This is a genomic window from Undibacterium paludis (genome assembly GCF_022568815.1).
In the GTDB taxonomy this organism is placed as follows: Bacteria; Pseudomonadota; Gammaproteobacteria; order Burkholderiales; family Burkholderiaceae_D; genus Undibacterium.
In genome coordinates, this window is sequence record NZ_JAKZHX010000012.1 from 15,912 (window position 1) to 37,712 (window position 21,801).

Consider the following 21,801-nt stretch of genomic DNA (forward strand, 5'->3'; position numbering starts at 1 on the left):
TGTGCCTTTTTTAAATCAGTTCCCAGGTAAGGACTGGAAGAGTTTTCCCACGCCGTTCAACATGTGTCAATCATCACGACTGAAGCCATAGCAATGCTTCTTGAAGTGTTTTATAAAACAACATTGCCGGCCACATCCAGATCAAAATCTACTTTTGTGTCCTGGCTCAAGATGTAATCCCCTTGTCCTCCCTATTTTAAGGATAGTCGCCAGAGCGAGCAGCAAGTGACTTCCCTGGTTAAATAATTGTTTTTTTGACTAAAAACTTTCAAGTGAAGTACACATCGCCTGTATATAGTTCTGGAACTGGCTGGCCAACAATACTGACCAGATTGGATGCTGCGTCATGTAATGGAGTTGCAATGCCAGAAGCGTAGTTGGTCACTACGTTCAAACTGCCGGGTGTGCTACTAACCACATGCCCGGCATGATCATAAAGTTTGATGATCAAGTCGCCACCAAATTGCAATGCAAACTGCAAATAGGACGGTGTCAAAGCACTTTCCGGTATGGACCAGCTGTAAAATTTAACATTTGTATCAGTCAATTGTAAATAGTCATTCGTCCCGATTAATTTATTCCCTATCCACAATTCAGCTTTACCCAAAGCAACCTGACCAGGGACTATATTTGCTTCTACTGTAAAACCGACATTGGTGTTATTCAGCGTCACCGTATTACCTTGCATCGGGGTCACGTTTCCGCCTATCGCAGTCAACTTGATAGACGTCGGCGCAGTCAGACCACCTGCAATTGCTTCGCCATTAACGTAAGCCGTCGCCAAGACAGGATGTTCCGCTGATTCAACGCTAGTGTGTTTGGCATCTTCTAAAGTGACACGGGCGTGGATTGCGGAGCTTCCACCGAATAAGGCCTTCAAAGCAAATGGACTGTCCGTCGTGACGTCAAAACTGATCGATGTATCCCCTGCCAGAATCTGTTTGTCGAAAACATATATAGATTCATGATCACCATATAGTAATAAAGTCGCCATCCCACCAGTAGCTTGTCCTGGCGTGATATCTGCCGTAACTCGCAAACTGCTGGTGCTTGCATTGATCGTATTCGTTATCCCGTTACCACCAACTGGAAAGATTTTTATATTTGTTGGTGCATTAAATACGGTACCACCCTGGTTAGTATAGGTTTGCGGTAATTTATAAATATTTCCAGTTGTCAGATTACCTGCTGCATCGAACAAGGAAAAATCTATCCCATTATTAAATGTCGCATGCGACAGTTCATTGTCCGGGACAGTAAAAGTCACCTTGGTATCTGAAGCCGAAATCGTACTATCCACATAAGTAACCAAACCGTTCAATACGGCCTTACCACCCGCCATTTGCCCCGCCGGAATTGTAATCTCCAGACCCCATGGGTCACCATGTACAGCAGGCCTGACATAAGTAACAGCTGTTGCTGCACCCGGTGCGGTAGTATCCACGACAACATTGCTGGTCGCAGTGATAGTACTGGCCTGGGTAATGATGTTACTTAGCTTGACAGATAATTGCTTGTTTCCATCACTCCCCCATGTTGCCCCTGCCGGAATATTAAAACTCGCGCTGCGCGCGTTCGCCTCTGCAGCAGTAATCGCATGAATCACCGGTGTACTGAATGAAGCACCATCCTTCAACAGCTCGATGCTGTAATTCTGGGCACTTTGCAAATTACTCAAATCAACCTGGACGCTAATCGGAGACGCCAGTTCCTGCGCATTGAGGCCATCCGTGGCAGCAACAATACTCAGGGGAGTTACGATCGCGAGTGGCGTGTAATCAACATTCAACCAGGGATTATTGGTACTGCTGACTGTTTGTCCTGCCGCATTGGTCAGCACAATACTGACTGCACCGCCGGTGTTAATCGTGGACTGCAATGCCGCGCTGCTACTGGTACCAAGATCAAAATGCAGTTCGTTCTTTGTCGCATTGATGGCAGTATCGACAGCAATCACTTTAGAACCAATTTTTAATTCTGCTTTGCCACCGGTTGCCTGGCCAGGGGCAATACTTGCATTAACCACCATATCAATATTGCTGGCATTAAGTGCATTGCTGCTGATACTGCCACCAATGGCAGATATCCTGATGTTGTCGGGTGCTGTCAGCGTCGCTACAGTTCCATTATCGATGACAGGGTTGCCTATTCCACCAGAACTCGTGTTCGGATTAGTCGTGATGTTGCCGTCATATTTAACACTGAGTGGTCGATTGATTTCACTGGTTGCCGATTCACCAAAATAGTCCCATACGCGGACAGAGATAAATCCACTACTGGACACCAGTTTTTGCAAATCACTGTTGTTGGTGGTATTCAAATCGAAATGGATTTTCCCTCCAGAGATTTGCGCGGCGCTGGCTTTGGCAATAACCTGTCCATTCAATAATAATTCAGCATTATTAAGCGGCAGCTTTGAATTGACATCCGCGTCAACAATCAAATTCGTATTCGTACTGTTGAGCGAATTATCAACCAGCGTACCCCCGACAGGCGTCACAGTGATATTCTTGGCAGCTTCCACTTTTTGGTGAGCGATAGTAGCGGGGAGTCCTGAAAGATTTGTTTCGACACGATTCCCGGCCTGGTCAGTAATGACAAGATTCAAGCTCTTGTCAGCCTTGAAGCCGTCATAAATGCGCTTGCCGAGGACGCTGTCAAAACTAAAATCCAGGCTAGTGCCATTAGAATTAGCAGCATCAAGATTCAGCAGACTCACGCCACCCAACTGCAAGCTAAGCTTGCTACCTGCTTCCAAGGCACCGGGTAAGTCAATATGCAAAGCCTTAGCCACCACTTCATAATTTGAAGAAGAGGTACTACTCTGCGCATAACTGACTTCCATGCTCAAAGAGTTTGGAGCAAGCGGGGGAATTGTATCAAGTTGCACACTCAATAATCCACCAATCTTGCCCGTGTTACCTTTCAGGTCAACTATCCTGACACCCAGCAATTTGCTACCGTCCGTCCCCCAGTCAGTACCAGCCGGTATCCTGATGCTCACTTTTTGATTGATGGCATCTGTCGTATTCAATGTGTACAGGATAGGGCGGGCAAATGAGCTATTGCCATTCATCAGTTCCAATTGATATCCCGCTTGAACCTGAATACCTGCCAGATCAATCAGAACATCCATGCCTGCTGCTTTTTCGGCCGCATTAATTCCACCGGATGCTTCTTTAATCACAATGGCTTTATTCAGTGTTAACTGCCCTGGCGTGCTATCCGCGGTAACAGACGCCAATGCTATACGCATGGAATCAAAACCCGATGCTGAACTATAACTGGCTATCTTTGCATCTGTATTCAGACTGTTTGTGAAATCTGTAGCAAAACTCAGCTTGTTTTGTATGGTTTTATCATCCTGACTACCGGGGCTGGCACCGTTGAGTATCGCCAGTGCAGCGGTGCCGAAGTTGACTTTGCCGCCATCAATCTGACCAGCCCAATAGGCGAGTCCCTCAGCGTCTGCTGCACGGGCAAACAGGTTTTTGTATATGGCACTGATGACATCGGAGCTGCTCTTGCCACCATAAATATTCCTGTATTCGACTTGCTCGCTGAACGATTGTGCCAGCGCACCTAGCGAAATCCTATTGGCATCAAGCTGCCCTTCCCAATAATTCAAACCAGCCACGTCGGCTGGCCGGTTGAAGTAAGCGATGTACAGTTTTTGTATGGTACTGGCATTGATGCCCATGAAAAATCAGCCTTAGAAAAAGGAAAGAAGAGAACATAAGGGAATGTCACAACTCAGATCGGAGCATGTCCTTCTGGCTGGCCGAATATCCACCAGAAAGCAGGAAATTGGCTTTACCATTGTGACAAGACCGGACTTGCCGAACTGCAAAGCTGTCCAGAAGCAGTGTCACCTTACATATTGTAACAATTTTTTATTAATTTGTAAGTTTGCAATCAACCAATGCTCAGTTTTGATCTGGGGTATACAAGCCCAGACTACGAGCAGCCAGTACGGCCTGGGTGCGATTGACGACGTTAAGAACCCTGAAAATGGAAGTCACATGCATCTTGACCGTAATCTCTGCCAAGTCCAGGCGCAGGCCAATTTCTTTGTTGGACAAGCCCTGACATAGCAGGGTCAAGGTTTCTTGCTGCCTTGGTGTCAGCGCGAGCAAGGGTTCTTCCTTGTTGGCTTGCTTGCCGCGCAAGGTAATCCAGTTCGTATCGAGTACTTCATTGGCCAGTATTTTGCGCACCACTTCTATCATCAGATCGGTCGATACGGCTTTGGAAATAAAGGCTTTGGCACCGGCACGCAGGGCTGCATCGACCTCGCGCCGGTCTTCGGAAGCAGAAACCACAACGATTGCGGCATCTGGGTAATGTTTGCGCAGGGAGCAGATGGCTTCTACGCCATTCATGCCTGGCAAGCGCAGGTCGAGCAAAATCAGGCGCAGCCCGGCATGACTGGCTGATTGCGCCAGTGCTTCTTCAGTTGAAGTGACCGCCGCCACTTGCGCCGCCCCCAGCAAATGACGCATGAAGAGCAGCAAGGCATCGCGATAAATCGGATGATCTTCAATAATGAGTGCTGAGATATTCATCGGAACCTGCTTACTCACAGAGTGAAACACTATAGTCCTTTGTGACTTTCAATTGATTGTAGATTGCATAGACAGAAGTTTGAAGCCGTCACCAGTTTCAGGCAAGTAAAAACTGCCCCTTGCCACCCACCTTAGATGGCAGGCGTCTTAATAGTTCAACAAGTTGTTGGTAAATGTCACCACGCACAAGCCAGCATACCTCAAAAAATTTACATAAAATCAGCAGACAACATAAATTGTCATGGCGAAAAAATGACATGCATCAGGTCAAAAACACATAAGCCCTTGATTTGACGTATAATTTACCTCATGTTGCGCCGATTTGAGATTCAGATTGCGGGCGCGTAATAAATGCTGCTAAAAGGATGTCGCCCGATCCGCCAGCAGTATGAGCCGATCGGGTTTTTGCATTTATGTGAGTAAACATCATGACGACGACACTGCCTGTATCTACCCTCGAAACCCGTTTGCGCGAAATTTTGCAAAAGCGCATCCTGATACTCGATGGTGCGATGGGCACCATGATACAGCGCTATAAGCTGACCGAAGAAGATTATCGCGGTGAGCGCTTCAAAGACTTTAGCGGCCCTGAAACAGTGCGCGAACTCTTCGTCAGGGGTAATAATGAATTGCTGTCACTGACCCAGCCGCAGGTGATTGCAGAAATCCATGAACAATACCTGGCTGCTGGCGCCGACCTGATAGAAACCAACACTTTTGGCGCAACGACTGTTGCGCAAGACGACTACCATATGGCGCATCTGGCTTATGAGATGAATGTCGCCTCAGCCAGGATTGCACGGGCTGCCTGCGATAAATATTCGACACCGGACAAACCACGCTACGTGGCAGGTGCTCTAGGCCCTACACCAAAAACAGCCTCGATCTCACCAGATGTCAATGACCCGGCTGCGCGTAACGTCACCTTTGATCAACTGGTAGCGGCCTACCTGGAGCAAACCCGAGGCCTGGTCGAAGGTGGTGCCGATGTACTGCTGGTAGAGACCATCTTTGATACATTGAACTGCAAGGCAGCCCTGTTTGCTATCGACCAGTTTTTTGAAGAAACCGGCAAGCGCCTGCCCATCATGATCTCGGGCACGGTGACCGATGCGTCTGGCCGTATCCTGTCTGGTCAGACCGTACCTGCGTTCTGGAATTCGGTGCGTCATGCCAAACCGTTGACCATAGGTTTGAACTGCGCCCTCGGTGCCGCCCTGATGCGCCCATATGCTGAAGAATTATCCAAGATTGCAGACACCTTTGTCTGTATCTACCCGAATGCCGGTTTGCCCAATCCCATGAGCGATACCGGCTTTGACGAATTGCCAGCCGATACCTCAGCCCTGCTGAAGGAATTTGCCGAAGCCGGTTTCATCAATATCGCTGGTGGCTGCTGCGGCACCACGCCTGACCATATCCGGGCAATTGCTGACATATTGCAAAGCCAGACACCACGCCATGTGCCGGTTATTCCCCCGGCCATGCGCCTGTCTGGTCTGGAGCCATTCACCATCGATGAGAGTTCGCTGTTCGTCAACGTCGGTGAGCGTACCAATGTCACCGGCTCCAAAGCCTTCGCACGCCTGATCCTGAACGAGCAATATGATGAAGCGCTGGCAGTGGCTCGCCAACAGGTAGAGAACGGTGCACAGGTCATCGATATTAATATGGACGAGGCCATGCTCGATTCGCTGGCGGCGATGACGCGCTTTTTGAACCTGATTGCGTCCGAGCCTGACATCGCCCGCGTGCCCATCATGATCGATTCATCGAAATGGAGCGTCATCGAAGCAGGCCTGAAATGCGTACAGGGCAAGGCCATCGTCAATTCGATTTCCATGAAGGAAGGCGAAACAGAATTCCTGCGTCAGGCCACGCTGTGCAAACGCTATGGTGCAGCCGTCATCGTTATGGCCTTTGATGAAACCGGTCAGGCGGATACCTATGCACGCAAGATAGAAATCTGTGAACGCGCCTACCGCCTGCTGGTCGATAAACTCAATTTTGATCCACAGGACATTATCTTTGACCCGAATATTTTCGCTGTCGCAACCGGTATCGAAGAACACAATAATTACGCCGTCGATTTTATCGAAGCCACCGCCTGGATACATGACAACCTGCCCGGTGCCAAGATCAGTGGCGGTGTCTCCAACGTGAGTTTCTCTTTCCGTGGCAATGATCCCGCGCGCGAAGCAATACACACCGTGTTCCTGTACCACGCCATCAAGGCCGGCATGACCATGGGCATCGTCAATGCCGGCATGGTTGGTGTGTATAGTGAACTTGATGCGGAATTGCGCGAGCGTGTCGAAGACGTGGTACTGAACCGCCGTGAAGATGCGACGGAGCGCATGATCGAATTTGCTGCCACACTGAAAGCCGGTGGCAAGAAGGAAGAAGCCACGCTGGAATGGCGCAATGAACCCGTAGAAAAGCGCCTGTCCCATGCGATGGTGCACGGCATCACTAACTGGATAGTCGAAGATACCGAAGAAGCCCGTGCCGCCATCATGGCCGATGGTGGTCGCCCTATTCAGGTCATCGAAGGCCCGCTCATGGATGGCATGAATGTGGTTGGTGACCTGTTTGGCCAAGGCAAGATGTTCCTGCCGCAGGTGGTCAAATCGGCTCGCGTCATGAAGCAGGCGGTCGCCCACCTCATCCCCTTCATCGAAGAAGAAAAGAAACGCAGTGGCGACAACAAACCCAAGGGCAAGATCGTCATCGCCACGGTCAAGGGTGATGTGCATGACATAGGCAAGAACATCGTCACGGTGGTCCTGCAATGTAATAATTTTGAAGTGGTCAACATGGGCGTGATGGTGCCCTGCTCGGAAATTTTGGCCAAGGCCAAGGCTGAAAATGCCGACATCATCGGCCTGTCCGGCCTGATCACACCCTCGCTGGAAGAGATGGCCTATGTGGCGAAAGAAATGCAGCGCGACCCGCATTTCCGCATGTTAAAAATCCCGCTGCTGATCGGAGGAGCGACCACCAGCCGCGCCCATACTGCCGTCAAGATCGCCCCCAACTATGAGGGGCCTGTTGTGTATGTGGCCGATGCCTCACGCTCAGTGTCGGTGGCGCAATCGCTGCTGACACCAGAAAGCCGTGACCAGTACATCGCCGAACTCGGTAGTGATTATGACCGCATCCGCACCCAGCATGCTAATAAAAAGGCCACACCCATGGTGACGCTGGCGCAGGCACGTGCGAATAAAATGAAAGTCGATTTCACAGGCAGCCATGCACCGGTCAAACCCAAATTCATCGGCCGCCGCATTTTCAGGAATGTCGATCTGGCGACGATTGCCAATTACATAGACTGGGGCCCGTTCTTCCAGACCTGGGACCTGGCCGGCCCCTTCCCTGCCATACTCACCGACGAGGTGGTTGGCGAAGCTGCCAGCAAGGTCTATGCAGAAGGCCAGGCCATGCTGAAGAAGATCATAGAAGGCCGCTGGCTGACGGCCAATGGTGTGGTCTCGCTGCTGCCCGCCAATACTGTCAATGACGACGATATAGAAATCTATACCGACGATAGCCGCGATCAGGTCGCCTTTACCTACTACGGCACCCGCCAGCAGACTGAAAAACCCATCATTGACGGTGTGCAAAGGCCTAATCAGTGCCTGGCCGACTTCATCGCCCCCAAAGACAGCGGCATCAAGGACTATATAGGCATGTTTGCTGTCACTGCTGGCCTGGGTATAGAAAAGCATGAGAAACGCTTTGAAGATGCGCATGACGACTACAGCAGCATCATGCTGAAGTCCCTGGCCGACCGTCTGGCCGAAGCCTTTGCCGAATACCTGCATGAGCGCGTGCGCAAAGACCTGTGGGGTTATGCTGCCAATGAAGCGCTCAGCAATGCAGAGCTGATCAAGGAAAGCTACAAGGGCATACGCCCTGCACCTGGCTACCCGGCCTGCCCTGAACATACAGTCAAGACCGACATGTTCAGGCAGATGCAGTGTGAAGAAATAGAGATGTACATCACCGAGTCATGGGCGATGATACCGGGTGCAGCAGTATCGGGCTTTTACTTTGCCCATCCTGAATCGAAGTATTTCAGTGTGGGTAAAATTGCCGATGATCAGGTCACGGATATGGCTACCCGCAGACGGGTCTCCAGGGAAGATGTCGAACGCTGGCTGGCGCCGAATCTGTAAGCGCATAGGTATTTACATCATTTATTATGATGAACGTGGTTTAGTGTGTATTGATAATTTGTTATAGACTATCCATCAATTTCGGTGCCTTTCAAGGAGGTAGAATGGACTGGTGGATAGTAAAACAACTTCGTGCAATGGTATTAGTGTTCGTTTGCTAGCTGAATTGACCCGGTCAGTTTGATCCACCTTCCACTTCCTGGCGAAAGCTGCCACCCGGTCATACGACCCTTCAAATCCCAGTTCTTTCAGATCGAGATGAAGCTGTTTTAGGCTGCGTCGTTGTTTCCGATTTTTATCCGTCTCTGTCTTAAACCAGCTTGAAAGCTGCAATGCATATTTGTCGATGGCACTGGCTGTTTGTCGTTCTGCATAGGCAGGCTCAGTGACTTCAGAGCGCAGATAGCGCCGGACAGTGTTGCGAGAGATGCCAAGTCGTCTGGCGATCTCCCGTAATGGAATCTGGTCACGAATGTGCCAGCGTCGAATAATACCTAGTAATGCCACGTCAATCACTCCTGCTCCCTACTCATCAAGATAAGTAGGATTGTGTGCTAAACGTGGGTCAAATTTAGATGCAATTTATCCAGCAAAGTGGGGCAATTTTCAGTGCAAATCAACATGGGGTCACCAATTTGATGTGCGGTAGACGGTATATTCAATATCGACGGTTATATTGACGCAAGAATGTTCAAAGCGAATGAAATTGCAACATTTATTAATGAACGACTGAAAATATTAGCGCAATCACAGGTTACTTGACCGTATTCGATTTAACCCATTTCCCTGACCACAATATTCGTCAACTCACTGACCACATCCTGATCAAATTGTTCTTCCAGCAGGCGCCAACGGAAGCTGTTACCCAATTGTGCTTTCTTATACACATTGAGCTTATGGTCGCGCTTGAACTCAAGTATCTGGACGGCCACTTGCTGCATGATCTTTTGCCGCTTAATGACAGTCTTGTCCCGCTTTTTCTTGTTCAGCTCTGTTGGCATTTCCTTGATGACGAATTCTGCAAGTTGCAGGCCAAACTCTTTTTCTGCTTTTGCATTAAACCAACTCAACATGGCGTGCTTTCTACTTAGGGCTGTGACAGCGTATTTTCTGGAACGGGATCAATTTTTGACAAGAATTTTCTTATGTCGTGGCCCGACTTGACACGATTATACTGAATCCCACTGCCCGCAGGACAACAAATTCATTCGTGGACTGTCACAGTGGAGTCGAGAGTGAAAGATATGTGACCGGCGCGCGCATGACAGTAACAAAAAAAGACAGGGGCTTGCGCCCCTGTCTTTTTTACATCCTGACTACTATCTCAAGTACCTACGACCGTAGTCATTGATCATGAATTACTTGAATACATAACCTACGTTCAGACGGAATGCACGGCCATAAGCATTGTGCAGTGTGTCGTTGTAACCAGTTGTTGTGTAGCTGGAGCTTGGATCATACGGTGCTTTGGAATCCAGTGCATTCAGTACACGTACACCGATGGTGACGTCCTTGAAACCTTTGTAGGTGTAGCCCAGGTCGACCGTAGTCCAGCTTGCAACTGCGCAATCAGGTACATAGGTCAGGTACTTGGCAACACCGCCCAGGGATGTTGCTGTTGCTGGCTGACCGGAACCATAGTGGCAATACGCAACCGGATAGGTTTCAGCTGCATTGGTGTAACGCATCAGGGATACGCCGCCAACGAAGTTGATGGCGCCATTGACGGTATGCGCTTCTTTGGTCCAGGAGGAAGACAGGCTGGCACGCAGACGCGGGATGTCGCCAACACTGGTGGAGAAGTTGGAAATGCCACCACGTGTACCAACCAGGTTGGTTTCAGGGTCACCCGGTTTTTCTGCACGACGGAATTCTATCGTGTAGGAAGTACGGAAACGTGTATCCAGTTTGCCGGCGCTACCGAGGTTGTTGCGCAAGGCCATTTCAACGTCCACGCCGCTGACTACCGTACTACCCTGATTGATGTAGTTACGCAGCAGGGAAATCAGCGGGCCTGAGTTAGGAATCACGTTACCGTTCTTGTCTTTAACGAAATTGACAGGGTTGGTATCGCGAATCACTGTGCCTGGATAAGCATCCTGATTATTCAATATCAGTGTAGAAGACAGCGCAGCAACTTCATCTTCCTTACGGATATTGTAGTAATCAACCAGGATATCGAAATCACGTGTAGGCGACAAAACCATGCCCAGCGAGAAGCTGCGTGAAGTTTCTGGCTTCAGGTTAGGATTCTGACGAATCAGCGTCGAAATACTTCTGGAGCAATCTGTGTTGTCAGCACCAGTCAGCGGTGTTTTACCATCCGGGCAGCGGATAGGGTCAACCAGGTTGTTCAGGAAAGTCTGGGTACCACCGGCAGTCACTTGTACCAGTGCTGGTGCGCGGAAACCTTGTGCATAAGTGGAACGGAAGGCCAGGGAATCATTGACTGTCCATTTTGCGCCGATTTTTGGTACGAAATTGGTTTTGAAGCTAGGATATTTATCAACACGGCCAGCAAAATCCATTTCGAAGTTTTTCAGGAACGGTGTACGTACTTCGACGAAGGCGGAAGTTACATTACGTTGGCCCTGGATAAACTGATTAGCCAGACCCAGAACCTGACCGGAGCTGGTCAGGTTGTCTGGTGTCAGTGTCATTTTTTCCTGACGGAATTCAACACCGGAGGCGAAACCAATTGCGCCGCCTGGCAGACTGCCGAATTCTGTGCTGGCCTTGAAGTCAGCCTGGGAAATTTCTGCTACGCCAACGCTCTTCAGTTGACGGCTCAGATTAGGCATCTTGGAAACGGCATCCAGAGACAAGTTCTGATCGATCAGTTTTTGTACTTCTGGCAAGAGCAGGAAGCCGTTGGAAATGTCAGTACGCTCGGAACGATTCCACAGTACGCCGGTTTCCCAGTCCCAGTTCCTGAAGCTGCCTTTCAGACCAGAGGCAAAACGCAGGGCTTCATTGGTCGTATTGCTGCCACCAGGAATATTTTCAAAACGGTAAACAACTGCCGCACGGCTGGTCGGGAATGGATTGTCTGGGTGGCCTACCGGCAAAATTGCCTGGAATGGCGTGCCTGCACCAGACAAGGCAAAAGCGGTAGATGGTGTACGGCCATCAATGGAACGTGAACCCCCGGTGTAATCACGGTCAGTCTTGGTGTAGGCGACTTCAGCAAAAGCGGACATGGTATCGTTGATCTGATAGATACCGCGTGACATCGCGCTGATGTCCTGGCCTGCGCCCTGTACTTCAGCAAAATCGTCGAGGTTGTAATTACAGAACTGACGGCCATACAAGACGCTGGTGGTGGCGATATTGTATTGTGCGCCACCAGTGATCAAACGGGATGGGTCGCAATTGGTACGGTTGACCACGTTTGCATCATTGGCAGAGAAGAAAGTCTTGCTGCCTGGTGTACGTTCACGATAGAAGAAAGGCTGGTTACTGATGCTGCTGGAATAAGGCGACAGGCGGCTGTTGAGTATGCTGTACAGATCTTTTTCGACGTCGTTGGCATCCTTGATCGCTACGCGGTCACGTTTGGACACTTCGGCACTGAAAGTGACGTTGTAGCCATCTGATCCATAGTTACCAAAACCGGCAAAGCCGCTGACACTTTTCTTCTTGAACTGGTTATTGTCATTGGCGCCAATGCTGGCATTCATTTGTATGCCCTGGTAATCGCTCTTGGTGATGAAGTTGATCACACCGGCAATCGCGTCAGAGCCGTATACAGCGGATGCGCCATCCTTGAAAATCTCTACGCGTTCCAGCATGGACAGTGGAATGCTGTTGATATCGTACAGAGTTGATTGACCCTGGTTAGGGTTGGCGTAAGCCGATGGCGTCATGCGACGGCCATTCAACAGAATCAGGGTGGAGCTGGAGCCCAGACCACGCAGTGAGGCTGTTGCCACGCCGCGGGAGAAGCCGCCATCAACTGCATCAAATGCACTGCCGCTACCCAGCGCAGGAATCGTGCGCAGCAATTCAGCAACCGTGGTTGCGCCGCTTTGGCTGATATCTTTTGCAGTCAGCGTTTGGATCGGTGAAGTACCTTCTTTATCGATACGTTTGATGTGCGAACCGGTGACTTCAATTTTTTGAATTTTTTCTGCCGATTCAGCTTGTACAGTTTGCGCTTGCGCTGCAACCATCATACCGCCGGACAACATTGCCAATGCCAGTTTGACGGCATAGGCACATTTTTTTTCTTGATAAAACATCCAGTATCTCCTTGGGGAAATCATAAACAGGCTCAAACTGCAAAATCAGGCTGATAGGGCGCAGTCAGGGTGAACTGCGCCGCCAAATTGTGGTCGAACCACTACGATGCATAAACAAAGTCACATGTAGATTTGTCAACAATACCGGGCGTCTGCCAGTCATGTGCCTACATGGAAGCTGTTACACTTTGTTTCACGCGAGTATGATCCCATTACAATTTCATTACCGTCCAATGAGAATTTGACGAATACGTATATAATTATCGTTATGATTGATACCTTGCCCATAGAAAAGTATTTTGCCCGCCACCTCAAGATCAAGCACCTGCGCTTGCTGGTGGAACTGGCTGACAAGCAGACGGTTGCTCAGGTTGCGGCCACTTTGCACGTCAGCCAGCCGGCTGTTTCCAAGATGCTGGGCGAAATGGAAGAAGGCATTGGTGTCAAGCTGTTCGAACGTGCCGGGCGTGGTATAAAACCAACACCTTCAGGTGAATGCCTGATACGGCACGCCAGGGAAGTCTTATTCAATTTACAAAAAGCCCACCAGGAAATGCGCTCGCTGGCCACCGGTACGGTAGGCAAGGTCAGCGTGGGCATCCTGAGCGTAGTCTCGACCACGATCATTCCCAAGGCCGTCAAGATACTCAAGGCCAGCTGGCCGAATGTCACCCTGTGCATCATGGATGGCACGGTAGACCAGCAATTGCAGGATCTGCGCGAAGGCAAGATAGACCTGATCATAGGACGTGTGTTTTCAGAGCGTGCAGCCGAACATTTGCAGGAAGAGGTCTTATATGATGATCCTCTGGTCATCGTCACCTCTGCCAAGAACCCGCTGGCGCGCAGGGACAATCTGACCTGGATGGACCTCAACAACCTGCCCTGGATCCTGTCGGTGGAAGAATCACCAACCCATCAGCGCATGATCAACCTGCTGGCCAAGAACGGTCTGAACAAACCGACTGACGTCATCGAGTCGGTATCGCGCTCGGTCAACGTGCCCTTGCTGATGGAACCGCCGCGTCTGGGCCTGTTGTCCCTGTCGGCGGCACGCCAGTTGGTGGCTGAAGGTGTCCTGCAGATACTGCCACTCAACCTCGGGCACCTGCCCAGCCCCGTGGGCATGATCTGGACCAAGACCCGCCCGCTGTCACACGCGGCCATGACCTTCCAGGACTGCATACGCCAGGCTTCGCTGTCCTACAAGAACATGCTGATCAACTGATTGATGGCAGATGTACTTGCAGGTTTTCATCTGCAAGTCATCAAGACTGCGCTTGGCTGATTTACAATATGCCCTGTCCTCAAGACTGGGTAGTTTATGCAAACAGATCACTTATCGTACGGCTCAGATCAGTCAGGCTTAATCTGCGGCTATATCTTTGCGCATAACCAGCCTGGCAAGCTCATACAGACACGTGATGCGATAGAGTGGCTGCAATCGAGACATGCTGCCCGCGATGATTCCTTCATCTGGCTGCACTTCAATTTATCAAATGTGGCAGCAGAAAAATGGCTGCGTGAACATGCCGACTTGCCCGATGAATTCTTTGAAACCCTGCACGAAGGCTCACGCTCCACCCGCATAGAACATGCCGACCACAGCCTGATTGCCGTGGTCAATGATGTATTGCATGATTTTGCCTTTGAAGCATCGGACATCGCGACACTGTGGCTCAATGTCAGCAGCAATATGATGATCAGCGCCCGCCGCAAGCCATTGAAGTCGGTCGACCGTTTGCGCAATGCCGTCAACCTCGCCGAACACTTCAGTTCGCCAACAGAATTGCTGACCCACCTCTTGCGCGACCAGGCCGATGTGCTGATCGGCATCGTGCGCAATATCATCAAGAAAATCGATGATATCGAAGACAACCTGCTGGCTGACCGCCTCAATCACAAACGCGCCAATCTGGGCGAGTTACGTCGCGTGCTGGTGCGCCTGCAAAGACTGCTGGCGCCGGAACCGGCCGCCCTGTTCCGCCTGTTGCAAAGACCGCCAGTCTGGGTCGCAGAACGTGATGTGCAGGAGTTGCGACAATCGACGGAAGAATTTGCCGTGGTTCTCAGCGACATGGCCTCTTTGCAGGAACGCATCAAGCTCCTGCAGGAAGAAATTGCTGCCAGCGTCAACGAACAAAACAACCGCTCACTGTTCGTGCTGACCATCGTCACCGTGCTGGCCCTGCCCATCAATATCATTGCCGGCCTGCTGGGCATGAATGTCGGTGGAGTGCCGCTGGCACAGCATGAAAACGGCTTCTGGATCGTGGTCGCAATCGTGGCGACCTTTACTGCCATTGCCGGCTGGCTCGCATTCAGGAAAAACCGCCGGGATTAAGCAAAGCAGACACATCTTCCATCCGTCATGACCAGGATCATACAATGAGCAAACTGTCATTCAACCAGGGATCACCACAATTCATCCCGCTGTCGACCTACCAGGAATATGCCGAGCAGGAAATGCTGGAAAGGGCACAAAGTTTTTACCTGGACATGAAGCGGCGCAAAACTATCAGGGAATTCTCTGATCGCCCGGTACCACGCGCCGTCATAGAAACCTGCCTGCTGACTGCCGGTACAGCACCTTCAGGCGCCAACCACCAGCCCTGGCATTTTGCTGTCGTCAGCGACCCTGTCCTGAAGCACAAGATACGCATGGAAGCAGAAATCGAAGAGCGCGAGTTTTATGAAAGACGTGCGCCGCAGGAATGGAAGGATGCCCTGGCCCCGCTGGGGACAGACGCGGACAAGCCCTTCCTGGAGACAGCACCTTACCTGATCGCCATCTTTGGCCAGAAATCGACGCTGATGGATGATGGCACCGCCGTTAAAAATTATTACGTCCCCGAATCAGTATCAATTGCCACCGGCTTTCTGATTTCTGCCCTGCACCATGCTGGCCTGGCAACACTGACACACACGCCCAGCCCCATGGGTTTTCTGAACCAATTATTGCAACGCCCTGAGAATGAAAAACCGTATATCCTGTTAGTGGCCGGTTACCCGGCCGAGCACTGCATGGTACCCAACATACAGAAAAAAACCCTGGACCAGATCGCCAGTTTTTTCTGATCACCGACTATCTATTCCATGGAAGGAAACACCATGTCCAAGCTCTTGTCACTGATCCTGCTCTGCACAGCTTGCCTGCTCACGACAGCCGCCACGGCCAGTGACAAGAACGCGGAACTGGTCAGGCAAGTCATGCAGACCGAAGCAGCTTTTGCAAAGACCATGGAAGCACGTGACCATCAGGCCTTCAGCGAATTTCTGGCAGAGGAAACCATCTTTTTTTCCAGCAAAAAAGTCTTGCATGGCAAACAAGAAGTTGCGACTGCCTGGAAACGCTTTTATGAGGGGGCGTCTGCGCCCTTCTCCTGGGCGCCGGAAACGGTGGAAGTGCTGGAATCGGGTAAACTGGCTCTGAGCAGTGGCCCGGTACGTGATCCGCAAGGCAAGCTGGTGGCCACATTCACCTCAATCTGGCGTCAGGAAAGCCCGGGCGTCTGGCGCATCGTCTTTGACAAAGGCAATGACGTCTGCGACTGCAACAAACCCTGAAATTGCCAGGCTGATCAAAATGACATGAGCCTGGTGAAATAATACAAACTGGGGTATAAAACCCACACTCTGCCGGAATTGCTGCCGCGCATACAAAAAGCTGTTGTAACATGACATAAACTGGCTGTTATTCGTTTAGCGGTATGCATGCGTCTTTCAGCAAAGATTCAGCACCTCCAAGAACAATGACAATCAAGGGTCTGTCTTCCGGAAGCAGGCGTCATGACTGATATCCATACACAGTTTATTGAACTGTCGCAACTGCGCATAGGCATGTTTGTCTATCTGGACGTTGGCTGGATGGATCATCCTTTTCCCGTATCCAATTTCAAAATCAGCAACCAGGGGCAAATAGACACCATACGCGCTCTGGGTCTGGAGCGCATACGCTATGCGCCGGACAAGAGCGCACCCGCCCCCGGCGCAGTAGCTGCTGTGCATACAGAAAACAAGGCAGCACCGCCGGTCGAAAGCGCTGCCGCTTTTGCCGCCAGACAAAGGCGTGAATTGCTGGCCAGCCAGCAAGCCAGTCTGCAAGTCTGTGAGCGCCAGTTTTCCCAGGCAGCACAGACGTTCAAGCAGGTCAGCGATATCGTCCATGCCCAGCCTGACCAGGCCAGAGAATTGACAGAAAAACTGATACAGGGTTTTCTTGGTGAAATCCTCGGCGAAGATGAAGCAGCGATACGTCTGCTGTCTGAAAAAGCCGGTGAGAAGACGTCGCTGCATTCCATCAATGTCACCGTCATCTCTCTGTTGCTCGGTCGCGCCATGCACTTGAGCAAGACAGACATGCTGGATCTCGGCGTCGGTACCATGTTGCATGACATAGGCAAGATTGACCTGCCCGACCGTCTGCGCTGGCAGGATGAGCATTTCAATCATGCCGAACGCCAGCTTTACCAGGAACATGTGCTGCACAGCCTGAACCTGGCGCGCAAGATGGGCCTGTCCGCCAATGCCCTGCTGGTCATCGCCCAGCATCATGAGCATGCCGACGGTAGCGGTTATCCCAGCCACGTAGGTGGGGACAAGCTCAGTCTCATCAGCCGCATCGTCAGCCTGGTCAATCATTACGACAATCTTTGCAATCCGGCCAATCCGGCTTTTGCCATCACGCCACATGAAGCCTTGTCGCAAATGTTTACCCAGCACAAGGCGCGCTTCCATGCGGCGACCCTGACGGCTTTCATACGCATGATGGGCATCTACCCGCCCGGCTCCGTCGTGCAGTTGACGGATGAACGTTACGCCATGGTGGTGTCGGTCAATTCGGCACGGCCCATCAAACCCAAGGTGGTGATCCACAATCCATCGGTGCCGCGAGAAGAAGCGCTGGTCATCAACCTGGAACAGGAAAAAAGCCTGTGCATACACCGCAGCCTGAAACCCCTGCAATTGCCAAAAGCAGCCTATGACTACCTGTCGCCGCGCAAGCGGCTATGTTATTTCTTCGAGCGCGGGCTAGAGATAGAGCAACATGAAGACGGCGGAGCCAAGCCATGAAATCCCATCCTTGGCAGGCACTGATAGAAGGCTTGCTCGAGGCGGTCATCCTGGTCGATCCGATACAGCTGCGCATCCTGGCTGCCAACAATGCCATCCATCATTTACTCAGGCTGCCGCAAAACAGCCTGACAGGCAAGGGTATCGTCGACCTGGCGGCCGCACCTGAAGATGTTTTTTTCTGGGAAGACGTGGCGGCCGGCCTGTCAGAAAATATTTACTCGGAAACCCTGTTGCAATGTGCTGATGGCACTGTCGTCCAGGTAGAAAGACGGGTTACCCTGGTGAAGACCGGTGTGGACAGCACCATCTATGTGGTTGCCATCAATGATCGCTCCAGCCAGCGTCAGGTGGAAAATGAACTAGAAAAACTGATTGCCGAACTGCGCGCCACACTGGAATCGACTGCCGACGGGATACTGGTTACTGATCTTGACGGCGCCATACGCAGTTACAACCATTTGTTCGCCGAGCTATGGGGTCTGCCTGATGATTTGCTGACCCGGCGTGATGATGATGCCATCTATGCCTGGATGGATCGGTGCATGCTTGACGTTAACCAGTACACGGAAAGACTGGGAACCATCAGCCGTTCTCCCTTGATGGAAGCCACCGATGTACTGGTACTGCGTTCAGGCAAGGTATTGGAGCGCGTCACCCTGCCGCAGTATGCGCGGGGCCGTCCCATAGGACGCGTCTATTCCTACCGCGACATCACGCAAAGACTGGCTGATGAAGCGCGCTTGCGGCTGGCTGCCAAGGTATTTGAATCAAGCACGGATGCCATCTTCATCACCGATGCCGACCAGAAAATCGTCACCACCAACCCCAGTTTTGAACGCCTCAGCAGTTACACGGAACAGGAGATGCTGGGCAAGACACCCAGGGAATTTTTTTCGGAAGAAGGCAATGCCATACAGGTGGAAAACCTGCTGAAGGAGCTGGAATCCCTGGGATTCTGGGAGGGCGAATTGTGGAACAGACGCAAGAATGGTCATGCCTATCTGTGCATGATATCCCTGGTCAAGGTGCAGGATGCCGATGGCAAGGCACTCAATTACATCGGCTTTTTCAAGGACAAGACAGAAACCCATACAGCCAAGCAAAGGATAGAAGAACTGGCTTTTTCCGATGTACTGACTGGCCTGCCTAACCGGCTGTTATTATCTGAGCGGGTCAAGCAGGCAATCACGTTCAGCAGCCGCCATAATTGTACGTTTGCGTTGCTGTTTCTTGATCTTGACCACTTCAAGCAAATCAATGATTCGCTTGGTCATCCGTTTGGCGACAGGGTCTTGCTGCAAGTCACCGAGCGCCTGAAAAATTGCATACGTGAGCTTGATACGGCCGCACGGCTTGGCGGTGATGAATTCGTCCTGCTCCTGCATGAAGCCAGCGCCGAAGGTGCTGAAATCTGTGCACGACGGGTACTGGAAGAATTGTCTGCCCCTTTTTCCATCGATGGCATGAACTTCACGGTCACGGCCAGCATAGGCATCGCCTTGTACCCTGAAGATGGCAGCAACATGGCCGATCTGATCAAGAATGCCGATAGCGCCATGTACCATGTCAAAGAGCGCGGCCGCTCGGATTTCCGTTTTTACCAGCGTCAGATGAATATCGGCCTGCTATCGCGCATGAAACTCGATCATGCCATGCGCCAGGCCCTGGAACATGGACTGTTTCGCCTTCATTACCAGCCGCAAACAGATATTGCCAGCGGCCAGTTGCTCGGCGTGGAAGCATTGATACGCTGGACAGACAAGGATCTTGGTGAAGTCAGCCCAGCCCAGTTCATACCGGTAGCAGAAGAATCTGGTGTCATCGTACCGATAGGCAACTGGGTCATGCAGACTGCAATACGCCAGGCCGCACTCTGGAACAAGGCTGGCAATAGCATACGTGTGGCGATCAATGTCTCTGCCCTGCAATTCCAGCAAGCCAATTTTGTTGACAGCATTGCCGCCGCCCTGGAACAGCATGATTTGCCACCCCATTGCATAGAGCTGGAACTGACCGAATCCATCCTGATCAAGGATGTGGCCGAGGCATTGAAGAAACTGGAGTCGCTGGCTGATCTCGGCGTCAAACTGGCCATTGATGACTTTGGTACCGGCTACTCCAGCCTCAGCTACCTGAAACGCTTCCCTATCTACAAGTTGAAGATAGACCGCTCTTTTGTCGATGATTTACCGACGGATGAAAGCAATGCGGCCATCGTCACCGCCATCATCCATCTGGCCCATGCCCTGAAATTGCGTGTCATTGCGGAAGGGGTGGAGACTGAGCAGCAACGCCAGTTCCTGAGTCAGTTGCGATGTGATGAAATGCAGGGCTATCTTTTTTCACATGCCATGTCAGCAGAAGAATTTGAACAGCAATTTTTGCGTTGAATTGTTCAAGCTTTTCAAATCAGGTGCGCCGGTTTCAGTATCGCATTGACATCTTGAAACCGGCGCAACGACGGTTCAGGAAAGTTAACGACGGATCAGGGATCGCACTATATGCGCTGCGATGCCGGGATTTTCTTTTATCCGGCGTATGCTATAACCATACCAATCCTCGCCATAGGGCACATAGACGCGCACGCGAAAACCCATGCCCCGCAGTTTGTCCCGCAAGGGTTCGCAAACTCCCAGCAGCATCTGGAATTCAAAGGCATCTGTCCCAATGCGACGATCGTGCACCAGTTCAATGACCTGGTCAATCAATGCGCTATCGTGTGTGGCAATACCAATGAAGCTGCCTGTGTCGAAACAGCGCGCAACATGGTGCAGAAAATGCGGGTTGATCGCGCTTCTGTCACGCCATGCGCCATCTACAAGATAGGATCGGTCTTCAAGATAAATACCCTTGCAGAGACGCATGCTGCTGCGAGCCGCGACAAGTGATTCAATATCCTGATAAGTGCGCAGCAAATACGCCTGTAATGCCAGGCTTACATTGCTGTACCTCGTGTTCAAACTGGTGAACAGTTCAATCTCCTTCTGGGTACAGCTCACATCTTCCATATCCATGCAGACAGAGGTCTGATGACGCTTTGCACAGGCAAGAATCTGGCCCATGTGCTGCGCGCAATCCTGCATGTCAAGCAGCAAACCCAAAGCAGTCGGCTTGACCGATACACTGGCGTTCAATCCCTGATCTTGAATAGCCATCAAAACACGCATGTATTCACGGGCAGTATCAGCAGTCTGTTGCAGGTTTGAGGCTGACTCACCCAGAACATCGATTGTTACTGCAAAGCCCAGCCTGTTCAACTGACGGACGCAGGCCACTGTGTCAGTGAGATTATCGCCGGCAATATAGCGTCGTGAAATTTTTTGTATGAGTGCGCGAGGAATCCATGGCATGGCCCGCGCCATGAGAGCATTAAATAATTGCATGTCAACTTCCTGTATGAATAAAGAAGAGTAAAGAAGAAATACCTCGCCCGCTCCTGAGCAATAGAGAGGATCAATGAGGGCGAGGGAAATCGACGGCTCGGGTATGCCCGAGCCGGTACAAAGCAGCATGCTGATCAGCGCTTAAGCGCTACAGCAATGTGCTTTCAGTCAGAGAGGAGGCCAGGCGGCGCGATGCATTTGTTTTTTCTCAGCTTTATCCGTTGATCTTCTTGACTACCTCAACTGTCATTTTTGAGGTAAACGATCATGCGTCACCGAGCATACATTGCTCATTGAAATTGCGCAAATCCAATTTATTGCCTGCCTTCATCGCTCTGGGAATGCATCAATCGAATAA

The 21,801-nt window shown here is 51.0% G+C and carries 13 protein-coding genes and 1 pseudogene; 7 read left to right on the top strand and 7 right to left on the bottom strand.

Annotated features, from left to right (window positions below):
- Window positions 1-268 precede the first annotated feature (268 nt).
- From LZ463_RS20085 to LZ463_RS20090, 3 genes and pseudogenes are all read right to left on the bottom strand, one after another.
- A complete protein-coding gene (locus LZ463_RS20085) occupies window positions 269-3,256 on the bottom strand; it encodes an autotransporter outer membrane beta-barrel domain-containing protein (RefSeq protein WP_241457755.1) in 2,988 nt (995 codons plus the stop codon).
- 171 nt (window positions 3,257-3,427) lie between these two features.
- Window positions 3,428-3,700, bottom strand: a pseudogene (locus LZ463_RS29300) (DUF4214 domain-containing protein); the annotation flags it as partial.
- A gap of 226 nt (window positions 3,701-3,926) precedes the next feature.
- Window positions 3,927-4,565: a response regulator gene (locus LZ463_RS20090; RefSeq protein WP_241457757.1), complete on the bottom strand. Its 639-nt coding sequence runs from the start codon at window positions 4,563-4,565 to the stop codon at window positions 3,927-3,929.
- Between the two features lie 428 nt (window positions 4,566-4,993).
- On the opposite strand from LZ463_RS20090, the gene metH reads away from it, so the two are divergent.
- The gene (gene metH / locus LZ463_RS20095) at window positions 4,994-8,743 is read left to right on the top strand and encodes a methionine synthase (protein ID WP_241457759.1); all 3,750 of its coding nucleotides are present in this window, start codon (window positions 4,994-4,996) and stop codon (window positions 8,741-8,743) included.
- A gap of 75 nt (window positions 8,744-8,818) precedes the next feature.
- Here metH and LZ463_RS20100 read toward each other — a convergent pair whose 3' ends face one another.
- The 3 genes from LZ463_RS20100 to LZ463_RS20110 all read right to left on the bottom strand — a co-directional run bounded on the left by LZ463_RS20100 (window position 8,819) and on the right by LZ463_RS20110 (window position 12,984).
- Window positions 8,819-9,250 (bottom strand): helix-turn-helix domain-containing protein, encoded by a 432-nt coding sequence (locus tag LZ463_RS20100; RefSeq protein ID WP_241457761.1) that lies wholly within the window; start codon window positions 9,248-9,250, stop codon window positions 8,819-8,821.
- A 266-nt stretch (window positions 9,251-9,516) separates the two neighbouring features.
- Entirely contained in the window at window positions 9,517-9,816 is a 300-nt protein-coding gene (locus LZ463_RS20105) for a hypothetical protein (RefSeq protein WP_241457763.1), read from the bottom strand.
- A gap of 285 nt (window positions 9,817-10,101) precedes the next feature.
- The gene (locus LZ463_RS20110) at window positions 10,102-12,984 is read right to left on the bottom strand and encodes a TonB-dependent receptor plug domain-containing protein (RefSeq protein ID WP_241457765.1); all 2,883 of its coding nucleotides are present in this window, start codon (window positions 12,982-12,984) and stop codon (window positions 10,102-10,104) included.
- A 268-nt stretch (window positions 12,985-13,252) separates the two neighbouring features.
- Between LZ463_RS20110 and LZ463_RS20115 the strand changes: the two genes are divergently transcribed.
- From LZ463_RS20115 to LZ463_RS20140, 6 genes are all read left to right on the top strand, one after another.
- The gene (locus tag LZ463_RS20115; RefSeq protein ID WP_241457766.1) at window positions 13,253-14,212 is read left to right on the top strand and encodes a LysR family transcriptional regulator; all 960 of its coding nucleotides are present in this window, start codon (window positions 13,253-13,255) and stop codon (window positions 14,210-14,212) included.
- A 96-nt stretch (window positions 14,213-14,308) separates the two neighbouring features.
- A complete protein-coding gene (locus LZ463_RS20120) occupies window positions 14,309-15,328 on the top strand; it encodes a transporter (protein WP_241457768.1) in 1,020 nt (339 codons plus the stop codon).
- Window positions 15,329-15,372: 44 nt separating this feature from the next.
- Window positions 15,373-16,062 (top strand): nitroreductase family protein, encoded by a 690-nt coding sequence (locus tag LZ463_RS20125; protein WP_241457770.1) that lies wholly within the window; start codon window positions 15,373-15,375, stop codon window positions 16,060-16,062.
- Between the two features lie 33 nt (window positions 16,063-16,095).
- Complete coding sequence (locus tag LZ463_RS20130; RefSeq protein WP_241457772.1) at window positions 16,096-16,551, top strand: YybH family protein; 456 nt, start codon at window positions 16,096-16,098, stop codon at window positions 16,549-16,551.
- A 222-nt stretch (window positions 16,552-16,773) separates the two neighbouring features.
- Window positions 16,774-18,057: an HD-GYP domain-containing protein gene (locus LZ463_RS20135; protein WP_241457774.1), complete on the top strand. Its 1,284-nt coding sequence runs from the start codon at window positions 16,774-16,776 to the stop codon at window positions 18,055-18,057.
- On the top strand, window positions 18,054-20,450 hold the full coding sequence (locus LZ463_RS20140) for a sensor domain-containing protein (RefSeq protein ID WP_241457776.1): 2,397 nt from the start codon (window positions 18,054-18,056) through the stop codon (window positions 20,448-20,450). The genes LZ463_RS20135 and LZ463_RS20140 overlap by 4 nt, the downstream gene beginning before the upstream one ends.
- An 84-nt stretch (window positions 20,451-20,534) precedes the next feature.
- Here the strand turns inward: LZ463_RS20140 and LZ463_RS20145 are convergent, their stop codons facing one another.
- On the bottom strand, window positions 20,535-21,443 hold the full coding sequence (locus tag LZ463_RS20145) for a proline dehydrogenase family protein (protein WP_241457778.1): 909 nt from the start codon (window positions 21,441-21,443) through the stop codon (window positions 20,535-20,537).
- Window positions 21,444-21,801: the final 358 nt, after the last annotated feature.